This is a genomic window from Geodermatophilus sp. SYSU D00758 (assembly GCF_054049955.1).
In genome coordinates, this window is the sequence record NZ_JBJGYK010000009.1 from 113,884 (window position 1) to 133,268 (window position 19,385).

The window sequence follows — 19,385 nt, forward strand, 5'->3', positions numbered from 1 at the left end:
GGCGTCGCCGGCCGGGCCCGGCACCGGCCGGCGGGCATCGGCCCGGCGTGGCCACAGTAGTCGCGGCCGCCGGGTGGTGTCCGTGCCCCGCCGGGACCCCCCGGTCCCGGGCGCCCGCCCGCTCAGGTCCCGCGCCGCCGGAGGATCGCGCGCAGCTTCCCCAGCCGCGCCGCGATCGGGCCCTCGGCGCCGCGCGTGGTCGGCCGGTAGTAGTCGCGGCCGACCAGCGCGTCGGGCGGGTACTGCTGGGGGACGATCCCCTCCGCGGAGTCGTGCGGGTACCGGTAGGTGGCGCCGTGACCGAGCTTCCGGGCGCCCGCGTAGTGGGCGTCCCGCAGCCCGGGGGGCACCGACCCGGCGAGGCCGGCGCGCACGTCGGCGACGGACTCGCCGATCGCGACGGTGACGGCGTTGGACTTCGGCGCCGTCGCCAGGTGGACGACGGCGTGCGCCAGGGGGAAGTGCCCCTCGGGCATGCCGACGAGGGCGACGGCCTGCGCGGCGGCGACGGCGGTCTGCAGCGCCGTGGGGTCGGCCATGCCGATGTCCTCGCTGGCGGAGATGACCAGCCGGCGGGCGATGAAGCGGGGGTCCTCCCCCGCCTCCACCATGCGCGCCAGGTAGTGCAGCGCGGCGTCGACGTCGGACCCGCGGACGGACTTGATCAGCGCGCTGGCCACGTCGTAGTGCTGGTCCCCCTGCCGGTCGTAGCGGACCGCGGCCTGCGCCACCGCGGTCTCCAGCGTGGCCAGGTCGATCTCGGTGCCGCCGGCCGAGAGCGCCGCCCCCGCGCCGGACTCCAGCGCGGTGAGCGCCTTGCGGCCGTCGCCGCCGGCGATGCGCACCAGGTGCTCCTCGGCCTCGGGCGCCAGCGTCACCGCGCCGTCCAGCCCGCGGTCGCTGGTCAGCGCCCGGTGCAGCAGCGCGCGGACGTCGTCGTCCGCCAGGGGCTGCAGCGCCAGGACCAGGCTGCGCGACAGCAGCGGGCTCACGACGGAGAAGAACGGGTTCTCCGTGGTGGCCGCGACCAGGCTGACGATGCGGTCCTCGACGGCGGAGAGCAGGGAGTCCTGCTGGGTCTTGGAGAAGCGGTGCACCTCGTCGATGAACAGCACGGTGCGCCGGCCGGCGTAGGTCAGCTCGCGCTTGGCCGCGGTGATGACCGCGCGGACCTCCTTGACCCCGGCGTCCAGCGCCGACAGCTGCACGAACTGCCGCTTGGTGGCCAGCGAGACGACGTGCGCGAGGGTGGTCTTCCCGGTGCCTGGCGGGCCGTAGAGGACCAGGGACATCGGCTCGTCGCCCTCGACCAGGCGGCGCAGCGGCGCGCGCGGGCCGAGCAGGTGCTGCTGGCCGACCACCTCGTCCAGCGACCGGGGGCGCATGCGCACGGCCAGCGGCGCCCCCGGGTCGACCGCCGGGCCGCCGGGCCCGTCGTCGGCCGGCTGGTCGAACAGCGAGCTCACGGTTGCCGACGCTACCCGGGGGGCACGACGGTCCCGTGCAGCAGCGACGCATCGGGGACACGACCGTCAGCGCGATCGGCCTGGGTGCGATGCCCCTGTCGACGAAGGAGGACCGGCCGGGGCCGGAGGAGGCCGAGGCGGTGGTGCACGCGGCACTCGACGCCGGCGTGACCCTCGTCGACACCGCCGACGCCTACGCCCGGGACGAGAGCGAGTTCGGCCACAACGAGGAGCTGGTCGCCCGGGCGCTGCGCTCGTACGGCGGGGCTCCGGACGTGCTGGTCGCGACCAAGGGCGGGCACACCCGCCGGGGCAGCGACTGGGAGCTCGACGGCTCGCCGGCCTACCTGCGGCGGGCCTGCGAGGCCTCGCTGCGCCGGCTGGGCGTCGACGCCGTCGGGCTGTACCAGTTCCACCGGCCGGACCCGGGCACGCCGTGGGAGGAGTCGATGGCGGCGCTGCGGGAGCTGGCCGACGCCGGCCTGGTGCGCATGGTCGGCATCTCCAACGCCGACGTCGCGCAGATCGACGTCGCCCGCTCGATCGTCGGCCCGGCGCTGGTGAGCGTGCAGAACCAGTTCTCCCCCGGCTGGCGGCACTCCCGCGACGAGCTCGCGCACTGCGCCGGCCACGGCCTGGCGTTCCTGCCGTGGAGCCCGTTCGGCGGCGTGTCGGCGGCCGGCTCCCTGGACGCCGCGGCGCCGGCGTTCGCCGAGGTCGCCCAGGAGCTCGGCGTGTCGGTCCACCGGGTGGCGCTGGCCTGGCACCTGGCGCAGGCCGACGTCGTCGTCCCGATCCCCGGGGCCTCGCGGGCCGGCTCGATCCAGGACTCCGCCGCGGCCGCCGACGTGGAGCTCACCCCCGAGCAGCTGGCCCGCCTCGACGCCTGACGCGGCCCGGCCCGCCCGTCGAGGCCGCCCGCCGGCCGAGAGGGCGCCTGCCGGCCGAGGGGCGGTCGTTGCCGCCGACACGGGCGGGCACGCCGGTGCCGGCGGCACGGAGTGCACTCCCGGCCACCGGGCCCGCCCCGACCACCCCGGCGGGTGGTGGGCCCGTGGAGTCGCGCGGCGGGCCGCGACCGGCGACGCTCGGGAGGTGCGCGTACTGGTCACCGGGGCATCGGGGTTCGTCGGCGGGCGGCTGGCGAGCGCCCTCGTGGAGCGGGGGCACGAGGTGCGGGCGATGACCCGGCACCCGGAGCGCTACTCGGGTGCCGGGAAGCCGGTGGCCGGCGACGTCGGGGATGAGGAGTCCCTGCGGGCCGCCCTGGCCGACGTGGACGCCGCCTACTACCTCGTGCACTCCCTGGGCGACCCGGACTTCGAGCGCAAGGACGCCGCCGCCGCGCGCGCCTTCGCCCGGGCGGCGGCCGACACCGGCGTGGGCCGCATCGTCTACCTCGGGGGCCTGGGCAAGGACGAGGACTCGTTGTCGCCGCACCTGCGGAGCCGCCGGCAGGTCGAGCGGCTGCTCGGGGAGACCGGCGTCCCGGTGACCGCGCTGCGGGCCGGGATCGTCGTCGGGCACGGCGGCGTCTCCTGGGAGATGACCCGCCAGCTGGTCGCCCACCTGCCGGTCATGATCACGCCGCGCTGGGTGCACACCCGCACCCAGCCGATCGCGATCGCCGACATGGTCCGCTACCTCGTCGGCGTGCTCGAGACCCCCGGGACGGAGGGGCGGGTCTTCGAGGTGGGGGGTGCCGAGGTCCTCGAGTACCTGGAGATGCTGACCCGGGTCGCGGAGATCCAGGGCCGGCACATGTTCGTGCTGCCGGTGCCGCTGCTCTCGCCGCAGCTGTCCTCGCGGTGGCTGTCGCTGGTCACCGACGTCGACGTGAAGACCGGCCGCTCGCTGGTGGACTCCATGACCAACGAGGTCGTGGTGCAGGACGACGCGATCCGCTCGGTGGTCCCCTTCGAGCCGATGGACTACGACGCGATGGTGCTCGCCGCGCTGGCGGAGCGGGCCCGCGAGCGGCGGGAGCGGCGCACCGTGCAGCGGCGCCGCGGGCACCTGGCCCGGGGGGCGCGGGCGTGACCCCCCGCCGCGGCCTGCTCGACCGGGTCACCGACCGCCTGGTGGACCGGGTGGGCCCCCGGCTGCCGCACTGGCTGGTGGAGGAGGTCCCCCGCGACCACTGGGAGAGCGACGCCGCGTTCCGCCGCCGCCGGCGGGTCACCGGCGCGGTCGCCGTCACCGGTGCCGGGCTGCTCGGCCTGTCGCTGTCCCGGAAGCCGGACACCCCCGCCTTCTACGGCCTCACCCTCGCCGTCGCCGGCACCTGGACCGCCGGCGGGCTGCTGTCGGGCCCGCTGCACCTGGGCTGGGTGCGCCGGTCCACGCAGGAGGCCCTGACCCGCCCGGTGCTGACCCCGGTGCTCACCGGTGCCGGTGCCTTCGGCGTCTTCTACGGCGCGGCGCTGGTCGCCAAGCAGGTCCCGGTGCTGGACCGGGCGATCACCCGGGTGCTGCGCTACGCCCACCAGGGGTCGCTGCCGCTGGTGCTCACCACCACGCTGGCCAACGGCCTGGCCGAGGAGGTGTTCTTCCGGGGCGCCCTGTACGCCGCGGTCGGCAGCCGGCGGCCGGTGCTCACCTCGACCGCCGTCTACGGCCTGGCCACCACCGCCACCCGCAACCCGGCCCTGGTGCTGGCCTCGCTGGTCATGGGTCTGCTGTTCGGGCTGCAGCGGCGGGCCAGCGGCGGCATCCAGGCGCCGATGATCACGCACGTCACCTGGTCGGTGCTCATGCTGCGCTACCTGCCGCCGCTGTTCGCCGACGAGCCGTCGATCGACGACCCGCGGGAGGGGACGAAGGACTGACCGGCGCGGCGGGTCAGCGGGCCGGCACCGCCCGCGGCGCCCTCACGACCGGTCCCCGGACGACTGCTCCCCGACCCGGGCCCACGGGTCGGGAACCGGGCGGTGCAGCGGCGCGCCGTCCCGCGCCAGGCGCTCCAGGAGGTCGGCGGCCTCCGCGGCCCCGCCGTGGCGGGCCAGCGAGGCGGCCACCTCCCCCGCACGCACCCGGTAGCCGGGGTCGGCGAGCACCTCCCGCACCGCGGCGGCCACCCGCTGCGGCGAGGGCCGGCCGGTGCGCAGGTCCACCCCCGCACCGGAGCGGGCGACCCGGCGGGCGATCTCCGGCTTGTCGATGGTCCCGCCGGCGACGACCAGGGGGACGCCGGCGCCCAGCGCGGCCAGGACGCCGCCCCACCCGCCGTTGGTGACCACCACCGCCGTGCGCGGCAGCAGCGCGTCGTAGGGCAGGAACTCCGCCTGCCGGGCGTTCGGGGGCACCGCGCCGGGGGGCAGCTCCCCCGAGCCGGTGGCGGCGGCGACGAGGACGTCGGCACCGGCGAGCCCCCGCAGCGCGGGCACCAGCAGGTCGGCCGGGTCGACGTCGTAGGTCCCCTGGGTGACGTGCACGACCGGCCGGTCGGCGGCCAGCAGCTCGGGCCACCAGGACGGCGTCGCCCGGCCGGCCGGCGGCGGGGCCAGCTGGCCGACGAAGTGCACCTGCGGGGGGAGGTCGCTGCGCGGGTGCTCGAGCTCGGGCACCCCGTGGGCGAGGACGAGCTGCGGGGAGGTGAAGGCCTGCAGCGACGGCACCGGCGTCGGGGGCATGCCGAGCTCGCGCCGGACGTCGGCCAGGGCCCGGTCCAGCCGGCGCTCCAGGGTGGTCCGGACCAGCGCGCGCAGTGCCGCATCCCGGGCGCGCCCGAGCGGCCCCCGACCCGGCAGCAGGGCGGTCCCGAACGGCGGCAGGTCGCGGGAGGGCAGCGACAGCGGCACCAGGGACACCGTCGCCCAGGGCGTGCCGCGCCGCTCGGCGACCAGCCCCGAGCCGATCGCGAGCTGGTCGCTCACCAGCAGGTCGACCGGACCGGCGGCCTCGATGTCGCGGGCCTGCCCGGCGCCGGTGCGGACGAACACGTGCTCGACGTTGGCCGTCAGCGCCCGGATCCCCCGGCCGTCACCGACCTGCGGGAAGGTGGCCCGGATGTCGGTGTCGTCGAAGTCGGGGGCGCGCTCCCACGGCACCCAGGTCGCGCCGACGGCGGTGAACCGCCCGGCGTGGCGCCGGCCCGTGCAGGCCAGCACCTCGTGCCCGCGCCCGACCAGCTCCCGTGCCACCGCGGCCATCGGTGCCGCGTGGCCGGCGAACGGCATGGCGGCCACCAGGACCCGCATCCTCGCCCCCTCTCGCGTGGGGGCGCAGTGTGGCCTGCGGGACCGCCGGGCGCCAGCACCAGCGGCGCGCCGGTCAGCCGGTCGGGTCGGTGGGGCCCGGGGCGCCGGGCTCGCCGGGCAGCGGCGGCTCGTCGGGCTCGGCGTCGATGCCGGCCTCCGCGCGCTGGGCGGCGGTGATCGGCGTGGGGGCGCCGGTGAGCGGGTCGTACCCGGCCCCGGTCTTCGGGAAGGCGATGACCTCGCGGATGGAGTCCACCCCGGCCAGCAGCGCGCAGGTGCGGTCCCAGCCGATGGCGGCCCCGGCGTGCGGGGGCGGGCCGTAGGCGAAGGCCTCGAGGAAGAAGCCGAACCGCTCCCGGGCCTCCTCGCGGGACATGCCGAGGGTCTCGAACACCCGCTCCTGCAGCCCGGCGTCGTGGATCCGCACCGACCCGCTGGCCAGCTCGTTGCCGTTGACCACCAGGTCGTAGGCGTCCGACAGCGCCTCGGCCTTGTCCTCGGCGAACCGCTCCCGCCACTCCGGCGTGGGCGAGGTGAACGGGTGGTGCATGAACGTCCAGTCGCCGTCCTCGGTCTGCTCGAACATCGGGAAGTCGACGACGAAGAGGAACGACCAGCTGCCCGGCTCGATGAGCTCGAGCCGGCGGGCGATCTCGTTGCGCGCGGCGCCGAGCAGCTCCTGCGCCGAGCGGCGCGGGCCGGCGGCGAAGAAGACGCAGTCGCCGGGCCGCGCGCCCACGGCCTCGACCAGGCCGGCGCGCTCGGTCTCGGAGATGTTCTTGGCGACCGGCCCGCCGAGGGTGCCGTCCTCGGCGACGGTGACGTAGGCCAGGCCGCGGTAGCCGCGGGACTTCGCCCAGTCCTGCCAGGCGTCGAAGGCCCGCCGCGGCTGCGAGCCGCCGCCGGGCATGACGACGGCCCCGACGTAGGGCGCCTGGAAGACGCGGAAGGGCGTCTGCGCGAAGAACGCGGTGAGCTCGGTCAGCTCGAGGCCGAAGCGCAGGTCGGGCTTGTCCGACCCGAACCGGTCCATGGCCTCGCGGTAGCTCATCCGCGGGATCGCCGGCACCCGGTACCCGGCCAGCTCCCCCCACAGCGCGCGGACGACGTCCTCCACGACGGCGAGGACGTCGTCCCGCTCGACGAAGCTCATCTCGAAGTCGAGCTGGGTGAACTCCGGCTGCCGGTCGGCGCGGAAGTCCTCGTCCCGGAAGCAGCGGGCGATCTGGTAGTAGCGCTCGAGCCCGCCGATCATGAGCAGCTGCTTGAACAGCTGCGGCGACTGCGGGAGCGCGTACCACTTGCCCGGCTGCAGCCGGACGGGGACGACGAAGTCCCGGGCCCCCTCGGGCGTGGACCGGGTGAGGTCCGGGGTCTCGACCTCGACGAACCCGTGCCGGCCCATGACCTCGCGGGCCAGCCGGTTGACCTCGGACCGCAGCCGCAGGGTGCGCGCCGGGCCCTGCCGGCGCAGGTCCAGGTAGCGGTACCGGTAGCGGACGTCGTCCGAGGCGGCCTGGTCGGTCTCGATGGGGAACGGCAGCGGCGCCGCCGCGGAGAGCACCTCGAGCGTCGAGGCGGCCACCTCCACGTCACCGGTGGGCAGCTCCGGGTTCTCGTTGCCCTCGGGGCGGCGGCGCACCTCGCCGGTCACGAGCACGCAGAACTCGTTGCGCAGCGCGTGCGCCTCCTCCTCCCGGACGACGACCTGCACGTACCCGGAGGCGTCGCGGAGGTCGACGAAGACCACGCCGCCGTGGTCCCGGCGGCGGGCCACCCAGCCGGCGAGGGTGACGGTGGAACCGGCGTCGGACACGCGCAGCGTGCCGGCGTCGTGGGTGCGGAGCACGGTGTTGCCTCTCGGGGGTGGTGGGTCAAGCAGCAGCGGGGTGGTGCGAGCTCCGGCGGAGCGTGGCCGGCCTACCAGCGGTCGTGCACGTGGGCGCGGATGCGCTCGTCGTACACCCGCGCGAGGTCGGCCTGCTGGCGATCGGTCAGCGGGGGCAGCGCGGCGGCGGCGACGTTGCCGCGGACCTGCTCGACGGAGCGGGCGCCGGGGATGACGGTGGTGACGCCGGGCTGGTCGATGACCCAGCGCAGGGCGAAGGCCGCCGTCGGTGCGTCGCCGGCGATCTCGGCGACCTCGCGGGCCGCGGCGACGCCGACCTCGAAGGGGACGCCGGAGAAGGTCTCCCCGACGTCGAAGGCCTCGCCGCCGCGGTTGAAGTTGCGGTGGTCGTCGGCCGGGAACGTCGTCGACTCGTCGTACTTGCCGGTGAGCAGCCCGCTGGCCAGGGGGACGCGGGCGAGGACGCCGACCTGCGCGCGGGCGGCCGCCGGCAGCAGCTCCTCGAGCGGCTTGCGCCGGAAGACGTTGAGGATCACCTGCAGCGACTGCACGTTCGGCCGCCGCAGGGCGCGCAGCCCCTCGGCCACGGTCTCCACCGACACGCCGTAGGCCGCGACCGCCCCCTCCTCGACCAGGGCGTCGAGGGTGTCGTAGACCCGGTCGTCCTCGTAGGTCGCCGGCGGCGGGCAGTGCAGCTGGACCAGGTCGAGGGTGTCGACGCCGAGGTTGCGCCGGGACCGGTCGACCCACGCCCGGAGGTTCTCCGGGGTGTACTGGGCGGCCTCGAACGGGTCGGCGCGGCGGCCGGCCTTGGTGGCCACGAAGGGGCGCTCGGCGCGCGGGGCGAGGGCCTCGCGGATGCGCTGCTCGGAGCGGCCGTCCCCGTAGACGTCCGCGGTGTCGAGCAGGGTCACCCCCGCGTCGAGGGCGGCGTCGAGCACCTCGGCGGCGGTGGCGTCGTCGACGTCCCCCCAGTCACCGCCGAGCTGCCACGTGCCCAGGCCGACGACGCTCACGTCGGCCCCCGTCCGCCCCAGCGGGCGCTGTTCCATGCTCATCGCTCGACTCCGACCTCGTTCCGCTCCTCGGTCGCCGGCGTTCCCAGCGACGCTCGCTCGGGCGTCGTCCTCACGGTCGAGATCACCCCCCTACCGTTGCACGCACCGCGTCGAACAGCTCAGCGACGGGGACGGCGCGCTGCTCGCCCGTGCGCATGTCCTTGAGCTGGCCCACCCCGTCGGCCAGGTCGCGCTCGCCGATGACGACGACGTGCGAGGCCCCCGACCGGTCGGCGGCCTTCATCGCGCCCTTGAGCCCGCGGCCGCCGTACACCGTGTCGGCGGAGACCCCCGCCGCGCGCAGCTGCCCGACGAGGCGCACCGCCAGCCGCCGGGCCTCCTCCCCCAGGGGGACGACGAAGGCCTGCACCCCGGCGGCGGCGCCGATGTCGAGCCCCTCGGCCTGGACGGCCAGCAGCGTGCGGTCGACGCCGACCGCGTAGCCGATGCCCGACAGGTCCGGCCCGCCCAGGGAGGCCGACAGCCCGTCGTAGCGCCCGCCCCCGCCGATCGCCGACTGCGCACCGAGGCCTGCGTGGACGAACTCGAACGTCGTCTTCGTGTAGTAGTCCAGCCCCCGCACCAGCCGCGGTGCCTCGGTCCAGGTCACGCCCAGGTCGGTGAGGTGCTGGCGGACGGCGTCGTAGTGGGCCCGCGTGGCGTCCGACAGGTGGTCGGCCATCAGCGGCGCGTCGTCCAGCTGCGCCTGCACCTCGGGGCGCTTGTCGTCGAGCACCCGCAGCGGGTTGATCGCCGCCCGCCGCCGGGTGTCCTCGTCGAGGTCGAGCCCGTCCAGGTAGGCGACCAGCTTCTCCCGGTACTGCGGCCGGCAGGTCGCGTCGCCCAGCGAGGTGAGCAGCAGCTCGAAGTCGGTGAGCCCGAGGTCGCGGAAGCCCTGCACGCCGAGCGCCACCACCTCGGCGTCCAGCGCCGGGTCGTCGACGCCGAGCGCCTCCATGTCGACCTGGGTGAAGTGCCGGTAGCGGCCGGCCTGCGGCCGCTCGTAGCGGAAGCAGGAGCCGACGGTCCACAGCTTCACCGGCAGGGCGCCGGTGTACAGGCGGTGCTCGTTGAACGCCCGCATGAGGCCGGCGGTGAGCTCCGGGCGCAGCGTGAGCGAGCGCCCGCCGCGGTCGTCGAAGGTGTACATCTCCTTCGTCACCACGTCGGTGGACTCGCCGACCCCGCGCGCGAAGACGGCGGTGTCCTCGAACACCGGCGTCTCCACGTACCCGTAGCCGGCCCGCCGCAGCGGGGCGGTCAGCACGTCCCGGACGGCGAGGAACCGGGCGGACTCCGGCGGCAGCGTGTCGAAGGTGCCCTTCGGGGCGCGCAGCGCGTCGCTCACAGCACCCTCCGTTCGACTCCGGCCTCGATCCGCTCCTCGGTCGCCGTCCCCCGCGAGCGGGAGGTGTCCCCGGCCCGCGGCGATGCTCCCCTGCCCGTCGTGCTCACAGCCCGCGCCCCCTCGGTGCCGGCCCCGCCCCCGCGGCCGCCTCGGCCAGGTAGGGGTTGGCGGCCCGTTCCCGGCCGATCGTCGTGGCCGGGCCGTGCCCGGGGAGCACGACGGTGGCGTCGTCCAGCGGCAGGACGACGTCGCGGAGCGAGGTGAGCATCGCCTCCCAGGACCCGCCCGGCAGGTCCACCCGGCCGACGGAGCCGGCGAACAGGACGTCCCCGGCGAGCAGCCCCGGGGCCTCGCCGAGGTCGAGGGAGAAGACGACCGAGCCCTGCGTGTGACCGGGCGCGTGCCGCACGGTGAGCTCCACGCCGGCCAGGGAGAGGACCGCGCCGTCATCGAGCGCCCGGACCTCGGACGGGTCGGGCAGCCGCACGCCGCTGACCAGCGGCGCCAGCGCGGGGCCGTGCCAGCGCGCGGGGTCGCTGAGCATGCCGCTGTCGGCCGGATGGAGGTAGGCCGGGATGTCGTAGCCCTCGCAGACCGGCAGCACGGAGAAGGTGTGGTCGAGGTGGCCGTGGGTCAGCACGACCGCGACCGGCTTGAGGCCGTCGTCGGCGAGCATGCGGGCCAGCGGCTCGACGGCGTCCATGCCGGGGTCGACCACCACGCACTCCTGCCGCGGCCCGGGGGCGACGGCGTAGCAGTTGGTCCCGAACGCGCCGGCGGGGAACGAGCGGATGAGCACCCGTGCAGGTTACGCGGGGGTGATCACGGCGCTCCGCGCGTCTCCGGCTGCCAGGGAACGGACAGGACGGCCACCTACACTCGCGGATCGACCAGCGGTGCGCGGGCGCGCCGTGGCCGTCGTCCCCGCGCCCCACCGCAGCAGCCGTCCGTCCGAGGAGCAGCACGTGCCGAGCAACAAGCAGCGGCGGCAGGCCGCCCAGCGCCGCCTGCAGCGCCAACTCGAGCGTCGCGCCGAGCTGGCCCGCAAGCGCCGTCGCAACCTGCTGGTCGGCGTCTCCGTCGTCGCCGTGCTCGCCGTCCTGGGTGCCGTCTGGCTGGCCACCGGCCTCGGCGGGGACGACGAGGCCCCCGAGGCGGCCGCCGACCCGACGCCCACGACCGCCCCCGTGGTGGACGGTGCCGACGGCACCTGCGACTGGGCGCCGGCCGACACCGCCGCCAACCCGAACCTGCAGGCCGACACCGGCACCCCGCCCGCGGAGGTCACCCCCACCGGCACCACCCCGGTGACCATCACCACGAACTTCGGCCCCATCGGGCTCACGCTGGACAACGCCAACGCCCCCTGCGCGACCGCGAGCATGGCCTACCTGGCCCAGCAGGGGTACTTCGACGGGACCGTCTGCCACCGCCAGACCGACAGCGAGGGGCTGAAGGTGCTGCAGTGCGGTGACCCGAGCGGCACCGGCGCCGGCGGCCCGGCCTACCAGTTCCCGACCCAGGTGACCGGGGACGAGACCTACCCGCGCGGCACCGTGGCCATGGCCAACAGCGGCCAGGGCTTCGACGGCAGCCAGTTCTTCCTCGTCTACGGCGACAGCATGCTGCCGCCGTCCTACACGGTGCTCGGCACGATCGACGAGGCCGGCCTCGCCACGCTCGACACCATCGCGGCCAACGGCAACGACGCCAGCAACGGGCCGAACGACGGGGCGCCGACCCAGGAGGTCCGCATCGAGTCCCTGACGGTCGCCGCGTGACGCGTCGGCCGCTGACCGGGTTGGCAGTCCCCCTGCTCGCGGCGTCGCTGGGCGGCCTGGCCGGCTGCGCGACGACCGTCGACGGCAGCGCGAGCTCCGCGGACGGCGACGCCGGGGCGCGCGCGGGCGGCTCCTCCGCGGCCGGCACCGTCGACTGCGACTGGTCGGCCGCCTCCTCGGCCAACCCCTACCTCATCGAGGTCGAGCCGCCGGCCGAGGAGGTGCCCGCGGAGGGCACGGTCGCGCTGCGGCTGGTGACCGACGCCGGGGAGCTGCCCCTCACCCTCGTCCGCGGCGGTGCCCCGTGCGCCGTCGCCAGCCTGGTGCACCTGACCCGCCAGGGCTTCTTCGACGGCTCGCCGTGCCACCGGCAGACCGACACCGAGGGCCTGCAGGTGCTCCAGTGCGGCGACCCCACGGGCACCGGCGCCGGCGGGCCGACCTACACCTCCCCCACCGACGTCTCCGGCGACGAGACCTACCCGCGCGGCACCGTGGCCATGGCCAACAGCGGCCAGGGCTTCGACGGCAGCCAGTTCTTCCTCGTCTGGGGCGACAGCGTGCTGCCGCCGGCCTACACCGTCGTGGGCACCGTCGACGACGCCGGCCTGGCCACCCTCGACGCGATCGCGGCCCGCGGCAACGACGGGTCCAACGGCCCCGGGGACGGCGCCCCGAGCGTCCCGGTGACCGTCGAGTCGGTCAGCGTCGCAGCCGGCTGATGGGGGGCGCGCCGGAGGGCCGGGACCCGTACGCCGGCTTCCCGGCGGGCTTCTTCGACCGCGCCGACGAGAGCCCCGACGGGCGGTTCTACGCCCTCCCCCGGCTGGTCACCCACATCGACGACGCCGCGGTGACCGCCGTGGGCGACTCTACGCCGAGCTGGGGATCGACGGCTCCGCGGAGCGGCCGCAGCGGGTGCTGGACCTCATGTCGTCCTGGGTGTCGCACTTCCGCGTCCCCCCGGCCGAGCTGGTCGTGCTCGGCCTGAACCGCGAGGAGCTGGCCGCCAACCCGGCGGCCACCGAGCGCATCGTCCACGACCTGAACGCCGACCCGCGGGTGCCGCTGCCCGACGCGGACGTCGACGCCGCCGTCTGCTGCGTGTCGGTCGGCTACCTGACCCGGCCGATCGAGGTGCTCGCCGAGGTCGGGCGGGTGCTGCGCCCGGGCGGGCCGGTGGCGATCACCTACTCGAACCGGTGCTTCCCGACGAAGGCGGTCCGCGGGTGGCTGGCCACCGACGACGAGCTGCACGGCGCGCTGGTGGCCGAGTTCCTCCGGCGGACCGGGCTGTTCACCGAGCCGGTGGTCGCGCTGCGCACCGAGCCCGGTGTCGGTGACCCCCTGTACGCGGTGGTCGCCACCCGCCGCCCCTGAACCGGGCGGCGTCGGCACGGCCACCCGTCAGGGCCCCGCGCCGAGCTCGGTGAGGTGCTGGGACGGCCCCCTGCAGGGACCCGCCGCGAGCCTGCGAGCGGTGCGGGGCAGGGGGTCCCTCCTTCAGGCGGTGACCCGCTCCACGTCGAAGACGCCCTCGACGTTGCGCACGGTCTGCAGGACCGAGCCCAGGTGCGCCGGGTCGGCCAGCTCGAAGGTGAACCGGCTGATGGCCACGCGGTCCCGGCTGGTCTGCACCGAGGCGGAGAGGATGTTGACCCGCTCGTCGGCCAGTGCCCGGGTCACATCGGAGAGCAGCCGGTGCCGGTCGAGGGCCTCGACCTGGATGGCGACGAGGAACACCGACCCGGGCTGGCTGGCCCAGTCGACCTCGACCAGCCGTTCGGGCTTGCGCTCCAGGTCGGCGGCGTTGGTGCAGTCGGTGCGGTGCACGCTGACCCCGCCGCCCCGGGTGACGAAGCCGAGGATGTCGTCCCCAGGCACCGGGGTGCAGCACTTGGCCAGCTTGGCCCACACGTCGTTCATCCCGTGGACGACGACGCCCGGGTCCCCGCCCGCGGGCCGCCGGTGCGCGGGCCGGCGGGCCGGTATGGCGGTCTCGGCGATGTCCTCGACCGCGCCCTCGGTGCCGCCCAGCGCGGTCATCAGCTTGTCGACCACCGAGGCGGCCGAGATCTGGTTCTCCCCGACCGCCGCGTAGAGCGCGGTGACGTCGGCGTGGCGGAGGTCCTTGGCCAGCGTGGACAGCGCCTCGCCGCCGAGCAGCCGCTGCAGGGGCAACCCCGCCTTGCGCATGGCGCGGGCCAGCGCCTCCTTGCCCGCCTCGACGGCGTCCTCGCGGCGCTCCTTGGTGAACCACTGGCGGATCTTCGTCCGCGCCCGGGAGGACCCGACGAAGGACAGCCAGTCCTGCGACGGGCCGGCCGTGGGCGACCGGGAGGTGAAGATCTCCACGACGTCGCCGTTGTGCAGGGGGCTGTCCAGCGACACCAGCGTGCCGTTGACCCGCGCGCCGATGCACCGGTGCCCCACCTCGGTGTGCACCGCGTAGGCGAAGTCCACCGGGGTCGAGTTGCCCGGCAGGCTGACGACGTCCCCCTTGGGGGTGAAGACGAAGACCTCCTGCGGGCCCAGGTCGTAGCGCAGCGTCTCGAGGAACTCGCCGGGCTCCTGGGCCTCCCGCTGCCAGTCCAGCAGCTGGCGCAGCCACAGCATGTCGTCGGGTGAGCCGGCCTTCGTCGCGCCGAGGTCGTTGCGCGCCCCGGCCCGGCCCGCCTGGGCCTTGGCCTTCTCCTTGTACTTCCAGTGCGCCGCGATGCCGTACTCGGCGGTGCGGTGCATGTCGTGCGTGCGGATCTGCAGCTCGACCGGCTTGCCCTGCGGGCCGATGACCGTCGTGTGCAGCGACTGGTACATGTTGAACTTCGGCATCGCCACGAAGTCCTTGAACCGCCCCGGCACCGGCTGCCAGTGCGCGTGCATGATGCCCAGCGCCGCGTAGCAGTCCCGCACGCTGTCGACCAGGATGCGGATGCCGACGAGGTCCCAGATGTCGGTGAAGTCCCGGCCGCGGACGATCATCTTCTGGTAGATCGAGTAGTAGTGCTTCGGCCGGCCGGTGACGACGGCCTCGATGCCGGCGGCCTTGAGCTGCTCGGTGACCGCGGCGGTGACCTCGGCCAGGTAGGTGTCCCGGGAGGGCGCCCGCTCGGCGACCAGCCGGACGATCTCGTCGTAGCGCTTGGGGTAGAGCGTGGCGAACGCGAGGTCCTCGAGCTCCCACTTGATGGTGTTCATCCCCAGCCGGTGGGCCAGCGGGGCGAGGATCTCCAGCGTCTCGCGCGCCTTCTTCTCCTGCTTCTCCGGCGGGAGGAAGCGCAGCGTGCGCATGTTGTGCAGCCGGTCGGCGAGCTTGATGACCAGCACCCGCGGGTCGCGGGCCATCGCGACGATCATCTTGCGGATCGTCTCGGCCTGCGCGGCGTCCCCGAGCTTGACCTTGTCGATCTTCGTGACGCCGTCGACGAGGTGGGCGACCTCGGGGCCGAACGCCTCGGTGATCGACTCCAGCGTCTGGCCGGTGTCCTCGACGGTGTCGTGCAGCAGCGCGGCGACCAGCGTCGTGGTGTCCATCCCCAGCCCGGCCAGGACGGTGGCCACGGCCAGCGGGTGGGTGATGTACGGGTCGCCGCTCTTGCGCTTCTGCGTGGCGTGCGCGCTCTCGGCCACGTCGTAGGCCCGCTGGAGCAGCGCCAGGTCGGCCTTGGGGTGGCTCTGGCGGTGCAGCGCCGCCAGCGGCTCGAGCACCGGCCGGACCACGCCGGCGCGCTGCCCGGAGACGATGCGGCGGGCCAGGCGGTCCCGGACCCGGCGGCGCGGGGCCCCGGCTCCCCCCTCGCCCGGGGGCTCGGCCGACACGTCGTCGGGACGGCGCACCGCGGGGCGGGCCGGCAGCGGGCGGCGGTCCTCGGGGACGGCGGGCGGCGAGCCGCTCTCGGGCTGGGCGGCGGGCAGGGCGGCGGGCCGCGCGGCAGCCACGTCCGTGGCGTCCTGGCCCATGGCGACTCCTGCTCGGCCGGCGAGGTGCGACCCTCACCATGCTAGCCGGGTCCCACCTGCCCGCGAGCAGGGCTCGGGGTCATCTCCCTCTCAGGTGGTCCAGAGCGCGTGCACGGCGTGCGGGGCCATCCGCTGGCGGCCGCCGAGGGCGGTGAGCTCGACGACGACCGAGACCGCGGTGACCACCCCGCCGAGGCCCTCGACCAGCGAGACCGCCGCCGCGAGCGTGCCGCCGGTGGCGAGCACGTCGTCGACGAGGAGCACCCGCTGCCCGGGGACGACGGAGTCGGTGTGCAGCTCGAGGGTCGCCGTCCCGTACTCCAGGGTGTACTCGGCCGACAGCCGCTCCCGCGGGAGCTTGCCCGCCTTGCGCACCGGGACGACGCCGACGCCGACCTGCAGCGCCACGGCCGCCGCCAGCAGGAAACCGCGGGCCTCGACCCCCACGACCAGGTCATAGCCGGGACCGCCCCGGCCGTCGGCCAGCGCGGCGGCGCGCGGGTCGACCAGCGTCGGCGTGGCCAGGCCGGTCACCATGCGGCGGAAGGCCTCGGGGTGGGCGAAGACCGGGGTGAGGTCGCGGAACACCACGCCGGGGCTCGGGAAGTCGGGCACGTCGACCGAGAGCGCCGCGATCAGCTCGTCGAGCGGGCGCTCGGCGTCCGCCGTCCCCGCGGGCTCCGGCCCGCCCACCGGGGAGGTGCTCACCGGCGCTTCCGGCTGCCCGAGCGGCGGGTGCCCTGCGGGCGGGCCCCGGGCCGCGGCGCCGTCGTCCCCCGCGGCTCGGGCCGGACCGACTCCGGGGACTCGACGACGACGTCGGCGCGCGCCGGGCCCAGGTCGGCGTCCCGCTCGGCCACCGCGACGCCACCGCCGCGCTGCGCGGCGCCGCCGGACCGGCGGGCGCTGCCCACCACGGCGCGACCGGCGTCCGGGCGCAGGCCGGCCTGGCGGGCCTGGGACGACCGCCGGGCGAGCACCCGGCGGCGCAGCGCCTGCACCTCCGGCTCGCGGTCCTTGAGGTCGGCGACGATCGGGGTGGCCAGGAAGATCGACGAGTAGGTGCCGGCCGCCAGGCCGACGAACAGCACCAGGGCGAGGTCCTTGAGCGTGCCGACCCCGAGCAGGCCGGCCCCCACGAAGAGCAGCCCGGCCACCGGCAGGAGCGCGATCACCGACGTGTTGATCGAGCGCATCAGCGTCTGGTTGACCGCGAGGTTCGCCGCCTCGCCCCAGGTCATGCGGCTGCTCGAGGTCAGGCCGCGGGTGTTCTCGTCGACCTTGTCGAAGACGACGACGGTGTCGTAGAGGGAGAAGCCGAGGATGGTGAGGAACCCGATCACCGTGGAGGGGGTCACCTCGAATCCGACCAGGGCGTACACGCCGGCGGTCAGCACGATGTCGTGGACCAGCGCGGCCATGGCGCCGACCGCCATCTTCGGCTGGAACCGGAGCGCGAGGAAGAGCACGACGGCGACGAAGAAGACCGCCAGGGCGATGAGCGCCTGGTCGGTGATGTCGCGGCCCCACTCGGCGCTGACCGCCTCGGGGCTCACCTGCGAGGCGTCGACCCCCGCGGCCGCTGCGACCGCCTCGACGACGGCGCGCTCGGCCTCGTTGTCGAGCGCCTCGGTGCGCAGCAGCAGCGTGTTGCCACCGACCACCTGGGCGCTGGCCACCGACGCGCCGGCGTCCTCCGCCGCCTCCCGCACCTCGGTGAGCTGCTCGGAGGTGCCGGGCAGGCGCAGGCTGTTGCCGCCCTCGAAGTCGATGCCGAAGTTGAACCCGCGGAAGACCATCGCGGCGATGCACAGGAGCACCACGACCGCGGTGATCCGGTAGATCAGCCGGCTGCGGCCGACGACGTCCAGCCCCGCCTCGCCGTTGTAGAGGCGGTGCGCCAGCGACGCGCGCCGGCCCGCACCGGCCCCGCGCGCGCCCTCGGGGGCCAGGCCGGCGTCGGCCAGCGCCGCGTCGTCGGCGGCGGCCGCGGCGTCCTCGGTGGCCGAGGAGGTGTCGGTCGCCTCGTCCGCGGCGGTGCCCACCGGCAGGTCGCCGTCGGTGGGGCCGTCGGCGGTGTGGTCGCGGCGGCTCATGCCTGGCTCCTGTCCTGGGCGCCGGAGGCCGTGGCGCCGGCGGTGCGGCCGGCCCCCACGAGCTCGCGGTCGGGCGTGCGGCCGGGACGGGCCGGCCGGGCCGGCCGGTCGAGGCTGCGGCCGAGGCCGGAGAACCGGCTGCCGCCGAACCCGCGGAACCGGGCCAGCACGGCCATCAGCGGGTGGGTGAAGAGGAAGACGACGACCAGGTCCAGCACGGTGGACATGCCGAGGGTGAAGGCGAAGCCCTTCACGTCGCCGATGGCCAGGACGTAGAGGATCGCCGCGGCCAGGAAGCTCACCGCGTCGGCCGACAGGATCGTCCGCCGGGCGCGCACCCAGGCGCGGGGCACGGCCGAACGCAGGGTGCGGCCCTCGCGGATCTCGTCCTTGAGCCGTTCGAAGTAGACGACGAAGGAGTCGGCGGTGATGCCGATGGCCACGATGAACCCGGCGATGCCGGCCAGGCTCAGCGTGAAGCCGATCTGCCGGCCCAGCAGCACGAGGACGGCGTAGACGACGACCGCCGAGAGCACCAGGCTGGCGATCATCACCAGGCCGAGCAGCCGGTAGTACAGCAGCGCGTAGACGAACACCAGCCCGATGCCGATCGCGCCCGCGATGAGCCCGGCCCGCAGCTGCTCGGCGCCCAGCTCCGTCGAGATGGACTGCGCGGTGGCCTGGGTGAAGGTCAGCGGCAGCGCGCCGTAGCGCAGCTGGTTGGCCAGCTCCTCGGCCGTCTCCTGGTCGAAGGAGCCGGTGATCGTGGTCGGGTTGCTGGTGATCGCGCCCTGGATGGTCGGCGCGGAGATCACCCGCCCGTCGAGGGTGAAGGCGACGTTGGACCCGACGTTGGCCGCGGTGTAGGCGGCCCAGATGTTCTCCCCCGTGGAGTTGAAGTCGAGCAGCACGACCCACTCGCCGGTGGCCTGCTGCGTGCCGGCCTGGGCGTCGGTGATGTCGGTGCCCTCGAGGATGGCCGGGCCGAGCAGGTACTTGGCCGTGCCGTCCTCGGTGCAGGCGGCGATGTAGCTCTCCGGCTGCGCGACGTCGGGGCTGGCGTCCTCGGGGTCGCAGGTGAGGGTCGCGTACTGGGCCGCGGCCTCCTCCTGGGTGACCGGCGGCGCGCCCGGGTCCGGCAGCGCCGGGTCCTCGACCGCCCCGTCGGTGGCGGCGGCCGGGTCGGTGGGCTCGGCGGCGTCGGTGGGCTCGGCGGCGTCGGTGGGCTCGGCGGCCGGGGTGGCCGGCTCGGGGCCCTGGACGACCGGCCGGAAGCGCAGCTGGGCGGTCTGCCCGACCTCGCGCGCCTCGTCGCCCTCCTCCCCGGGCACCGAGATGACGATGTTCGAGTCGCCCTCGGTGACCACCGAGGCCTCGGCGACGCCGAGGCCGTTGACCCGCTGCTCGATGATCCGCCGGGCCAGCTCGAGGTCCTCGGGGGCCGGCGCCTGCCCGTCGGGGGTGGTCGCGGTCAGGGTGACGGTCGTCCCGCCCCGCAGGTCCAGCCCCAGCTGCGGGGTGCGGGTGTCACCGGTGAGGAAGATGAGGCCGTACAGGACGGCCACGATCAGGACGAAGGCGCCGAAGTACCGGCGCGCGGGGAACTCGCGGCGGGCCACGGGGGCCCC

Annotated in this window: 16 protein-coding genes; 6 read left to right on the forward strand and 10 right to left on the reverse strand. The window is 75.5% G+C overall.

Annotated features, from left to right (window positions below; genetic code table 11):
* Window positions 1–122 precede the first annotated feature (122 nt).
* The gene (locus ACI8AC_RS08925; protein ID WP_456897242.1) at window positions 123–1,466 is read right to left on the reverse strand and encodes a replication-associated recombination protein A; all 1,344 of its coding nucleotides are present in this window, start codon (window positions 1,464–1,466) and stop codon (window positions 123–125) included.
* A gap of 35 nt (window positions 1,467–1,501) precedes the next feature.
* Between ACI8AC_RS08925 and ACI8AC_RS08930 the strand changes: the two genes are divergently transcribed.
* The 3 genes from ACI8AC_RS08930 to ACI8AC_RS08940 all read left to right on the forward strand — a co-directional run bounded on the left by ACI8AC_RS08930 (window position 1,502) and on the right by ACI8AC_RS08940 (window position 4,294).
* The gene (locus tag ACI8AC_RS08930; RefSeq protein ID WP_456897244.1) at window positions 1,502–2,356 is read left to right on the forward strand and encodes an aldo/keto reductase; all 855 of its coding nucleotides are present in this window, start codon (window positions 1,502–1,504) and stop codon (window positions 2,354–2,356) included.
* 205 nt (window positions 2,357–2,561) lie between these two features.
* Window positions 2,562–3,506, forward strand: a complete 945-nt coding sequence (locus tag ACI8AC_RS08935) for an NAD(P)H-binding protein (RefSeq protein WP_456897246.1) — start codon at window positions 2,562–2,564, stop codon at window positions 3,504–3,506.
* On the forward strand, window positions 3,503–4,294 hold the full coding sequence (locus ACI8AC_RS08940) for a CPBP family intramembrane glutamic endopeptidase (RefSeq protein WP_456897248.1): 792 nt from the start codon (window positions 3,503–3,505) through the stop codon (window positions 4,292–4,294). The genes ACI8AC_RS08935 and ACI8AC_RS08940 overlap by 4 nt, the downstream gene beginning before the upstream one ends.
* Before the next feature lie 42 nt (window positions 4,295–4,336).
* Here the strand turns inward: ACI8AC_RS08940 and ACI8AC_RS08945 are convergent, their stop codons facing one another.
* From ACI8AC_RS08945 to ACI8AC_RS08965, 5 genes are all read right to left on the reverse strand, one after another.
* The gene (locus tag ACI8AC_RS08945) at window positions 4,337–5,665 is read right to left on the reverse strand and encodes a glycosyltransferase (protein ID WP_456897250.1); all 1,329 of its coding nucleotides are present in this window, start codon (window positions 5,663–5,665) and stop codon (window positions 4,337–4,339) included.
* Between the two features lie 73 nt (window positions 5,666–5,738).
* A complete protein-coding gene (aspS, locus tag ACI8AC_RS08950) occupies window positions 5,739–7,514 on the reverse strand; it encodes an aspartate--tRNA ligase (RefSeq protein ID WP_456897252.1) in 1,776 nt (591 codons plus the stop codon).
* A gap of 71 nt (window positions 7,515–7,585) precedes the next feature.
* Window positions 7,586–8,572: an aldo/keto reductase gene (locus ACI8AC_RS08955; RefSeq protein ID WP_456897254.1), complete on the reverse strand. Its 987-nt coding sequence runs from the start codon at window positions 8,570–8,572 to the stop codon at window positions 7,586–7,588.
* Window positions 8,573–8,654: 82 nt separating this feature from the next.
* Window positions 8,655–9,920: a histidine--tRNA ligase gene (gene hisS / locus ACI8AC_RS08960; RefSeq protein ID WP_456897256.1), complete on the reverse strand. Its 1,266-nt coding sequence runs from the start codon at window positions 9,918–9,920 to the stop codon at window positions 8,655–8,657.
* 103 nt (window positions 9,921–10,023) lie between these two features.
* Window positions 10,024–10,719 (reverse strand): MBL fold metallo-hydrolase, encoded by a 696-nt coding sequence (locus ACI8AC_RS08965; RefSeq protein WP_456897258.1) that lies wholly within the window; start codon window positions 10,717–10,719, stop codon window positions 10,024–10,026.
* Window positions 10,720–10,885: 166 nt separating this feature from the next.
* On the opposite strand from ACI8AC_RS08965, the gene ACI8AC_RS08970 reads away from it, so the two are divergent.
* The 3 genes from ACI8AC_RS08970 to ACI8AC_RS08980 all read left to right on the forward strand — a co-directional run bounded on the left by ACI8AC_RS08970 (window position 10,886) and on the right by ACI8AC_RS08980 (window position 13,081).
* A complete protein-coding gene (locus ACI8AC_RS08970) occupies window positions 10,886–11,701 on the forward strand; it encodes a peptidylprolyl isomerase (RefSeq protein WP_456897260.1) in 816 nt (271 codons plus the stop codon).
* A complete protein-coding gene (locus ACI8AC_RS08975; protein ID WP_456897262.1) occupies window positions 11,698–12,423 on the forward strand; it encodes a peptidylprolyl isomerase in 726 nt (241 codons plus the stop codon). Before ACI8AC_RS08970 ends, ACI8AC_RS08975 begins: the two co-directional genes overlap by 4 nt.
* 196 nt (window positions 12,424–12,619) lie before the next feature.
* On the forward strand, window positions 12,620–13,081 hold the full coding sequence (locus tag ACI8AC_RS08980; RefSeq protein WP_456897264.1) for a class I SAM-dependent methyltransferase: 462 nt from the start codon (window positions 12,620–12,622) through the stop codon (window positions 13,079–13,081).
* A 123-nt stretch (window positions 13,082–13,204) separates the two neighbouring features.
* On the opposite strand, the gene ACI8AC_RS08985 is transcribed toward ACI8AC_RS08980, so the two are convergent.
* The 4 genes from ACI8AC_RS08985 to secD all read right to left on the reverse strand — a co-directional run bounded on the left by ACI8AC_RS08985 (window position 13,205) and on the right by secD (window position 19,376).
* Window positions 13,205–15,661: a RelA/SpoT family protein gene (locus ACI8AC_RS08985; protein ID WP_456897266.1), complete on the reverse strand. Its 2,457-nt coding sequence runs from the start codon at window positions 15,659–15,661 to the stop codon at window positions 13,205–13,207.
* A gap of 90 nt (window positions 15,662–15,751) precedes the next feature.
* Window positions 15,752–16,369 carry an adenine phosphoribosyltransferase gene (locus ACI8AC_RS08990; protein ID WP_456897268.1) on the reverse strand — a complete coding sequence of 206 codons (618 nt, stop codon included), beginning with the start codon at window positions 16,367–16,369 and terminating at the stop codon, window positions 15,752–15,754.
* Window positions 16,366–17,757 carry a protein translocase subunit SecF gene (secF, locus tag ACI8AC_RS08995; RefSeq protein ID WP_456897270.1) on the reverse strand — a complete coding sequence of 464 codons (1,392 nt, stop codon included), beginning with the start codon at window positions 17,755–17,757 and terminating at the stop codon, window positions 16,366–16,368. Before secF ends, ACI8AC_RS08990 begins: the two co-directional genes overlap by 4 nt.
* Window positions 17,754–19,376 (reverse strand): protein translocase subunit SecD, encoded by a 1,623-nt coding sequence (gene secD, locus ACI8AC_RS09000; RefSeq protein WP_456897272.1) that lies wholly within the window; start codon window positions 19,374–19,376, stop codon window positions 17,754–17,756. The genes secF and secD overlap by 4 nt, the downstream gene beginning before the upstream one ends.
* Between the last annotated feature and the right edge of the window lie 9 nt (window positions 19,377–19,385).

Excerpts from the sequence above, each read along its gene's own strand:
- ACI8AC_RS08945 (WP_456897250.1), bottom strand. The coding sequence starts at position 5,665 with ATGCGGGTCCTGGTGGCCGCCATGCCGTTCGCCGGCCACGCGGCACCG.
- ACI8AC_RS08955 (WP_456897254.1), bottom strand. The coding sequence starts at position 8,572 with ATGAGCATGGAACAGCGCCCGCTGGGGCGGACGGGGGCCGACGTGAGC.
- ACI8AC_RS08985 (WP_456897266.1), bottom strand. The coding sequence starts at position 15,661 with ATGGGCCAGGACGCCACGGACGTGGCTGCCGCGCGGCCCGCCGCCCTG.
- secF (WP_456897270.1), bottom strand. The coding sequence starts at position 17,757 with ATGAGCCGCCGCGACCACACCGCCGACGGCCCCACCGACGGCGACCTG.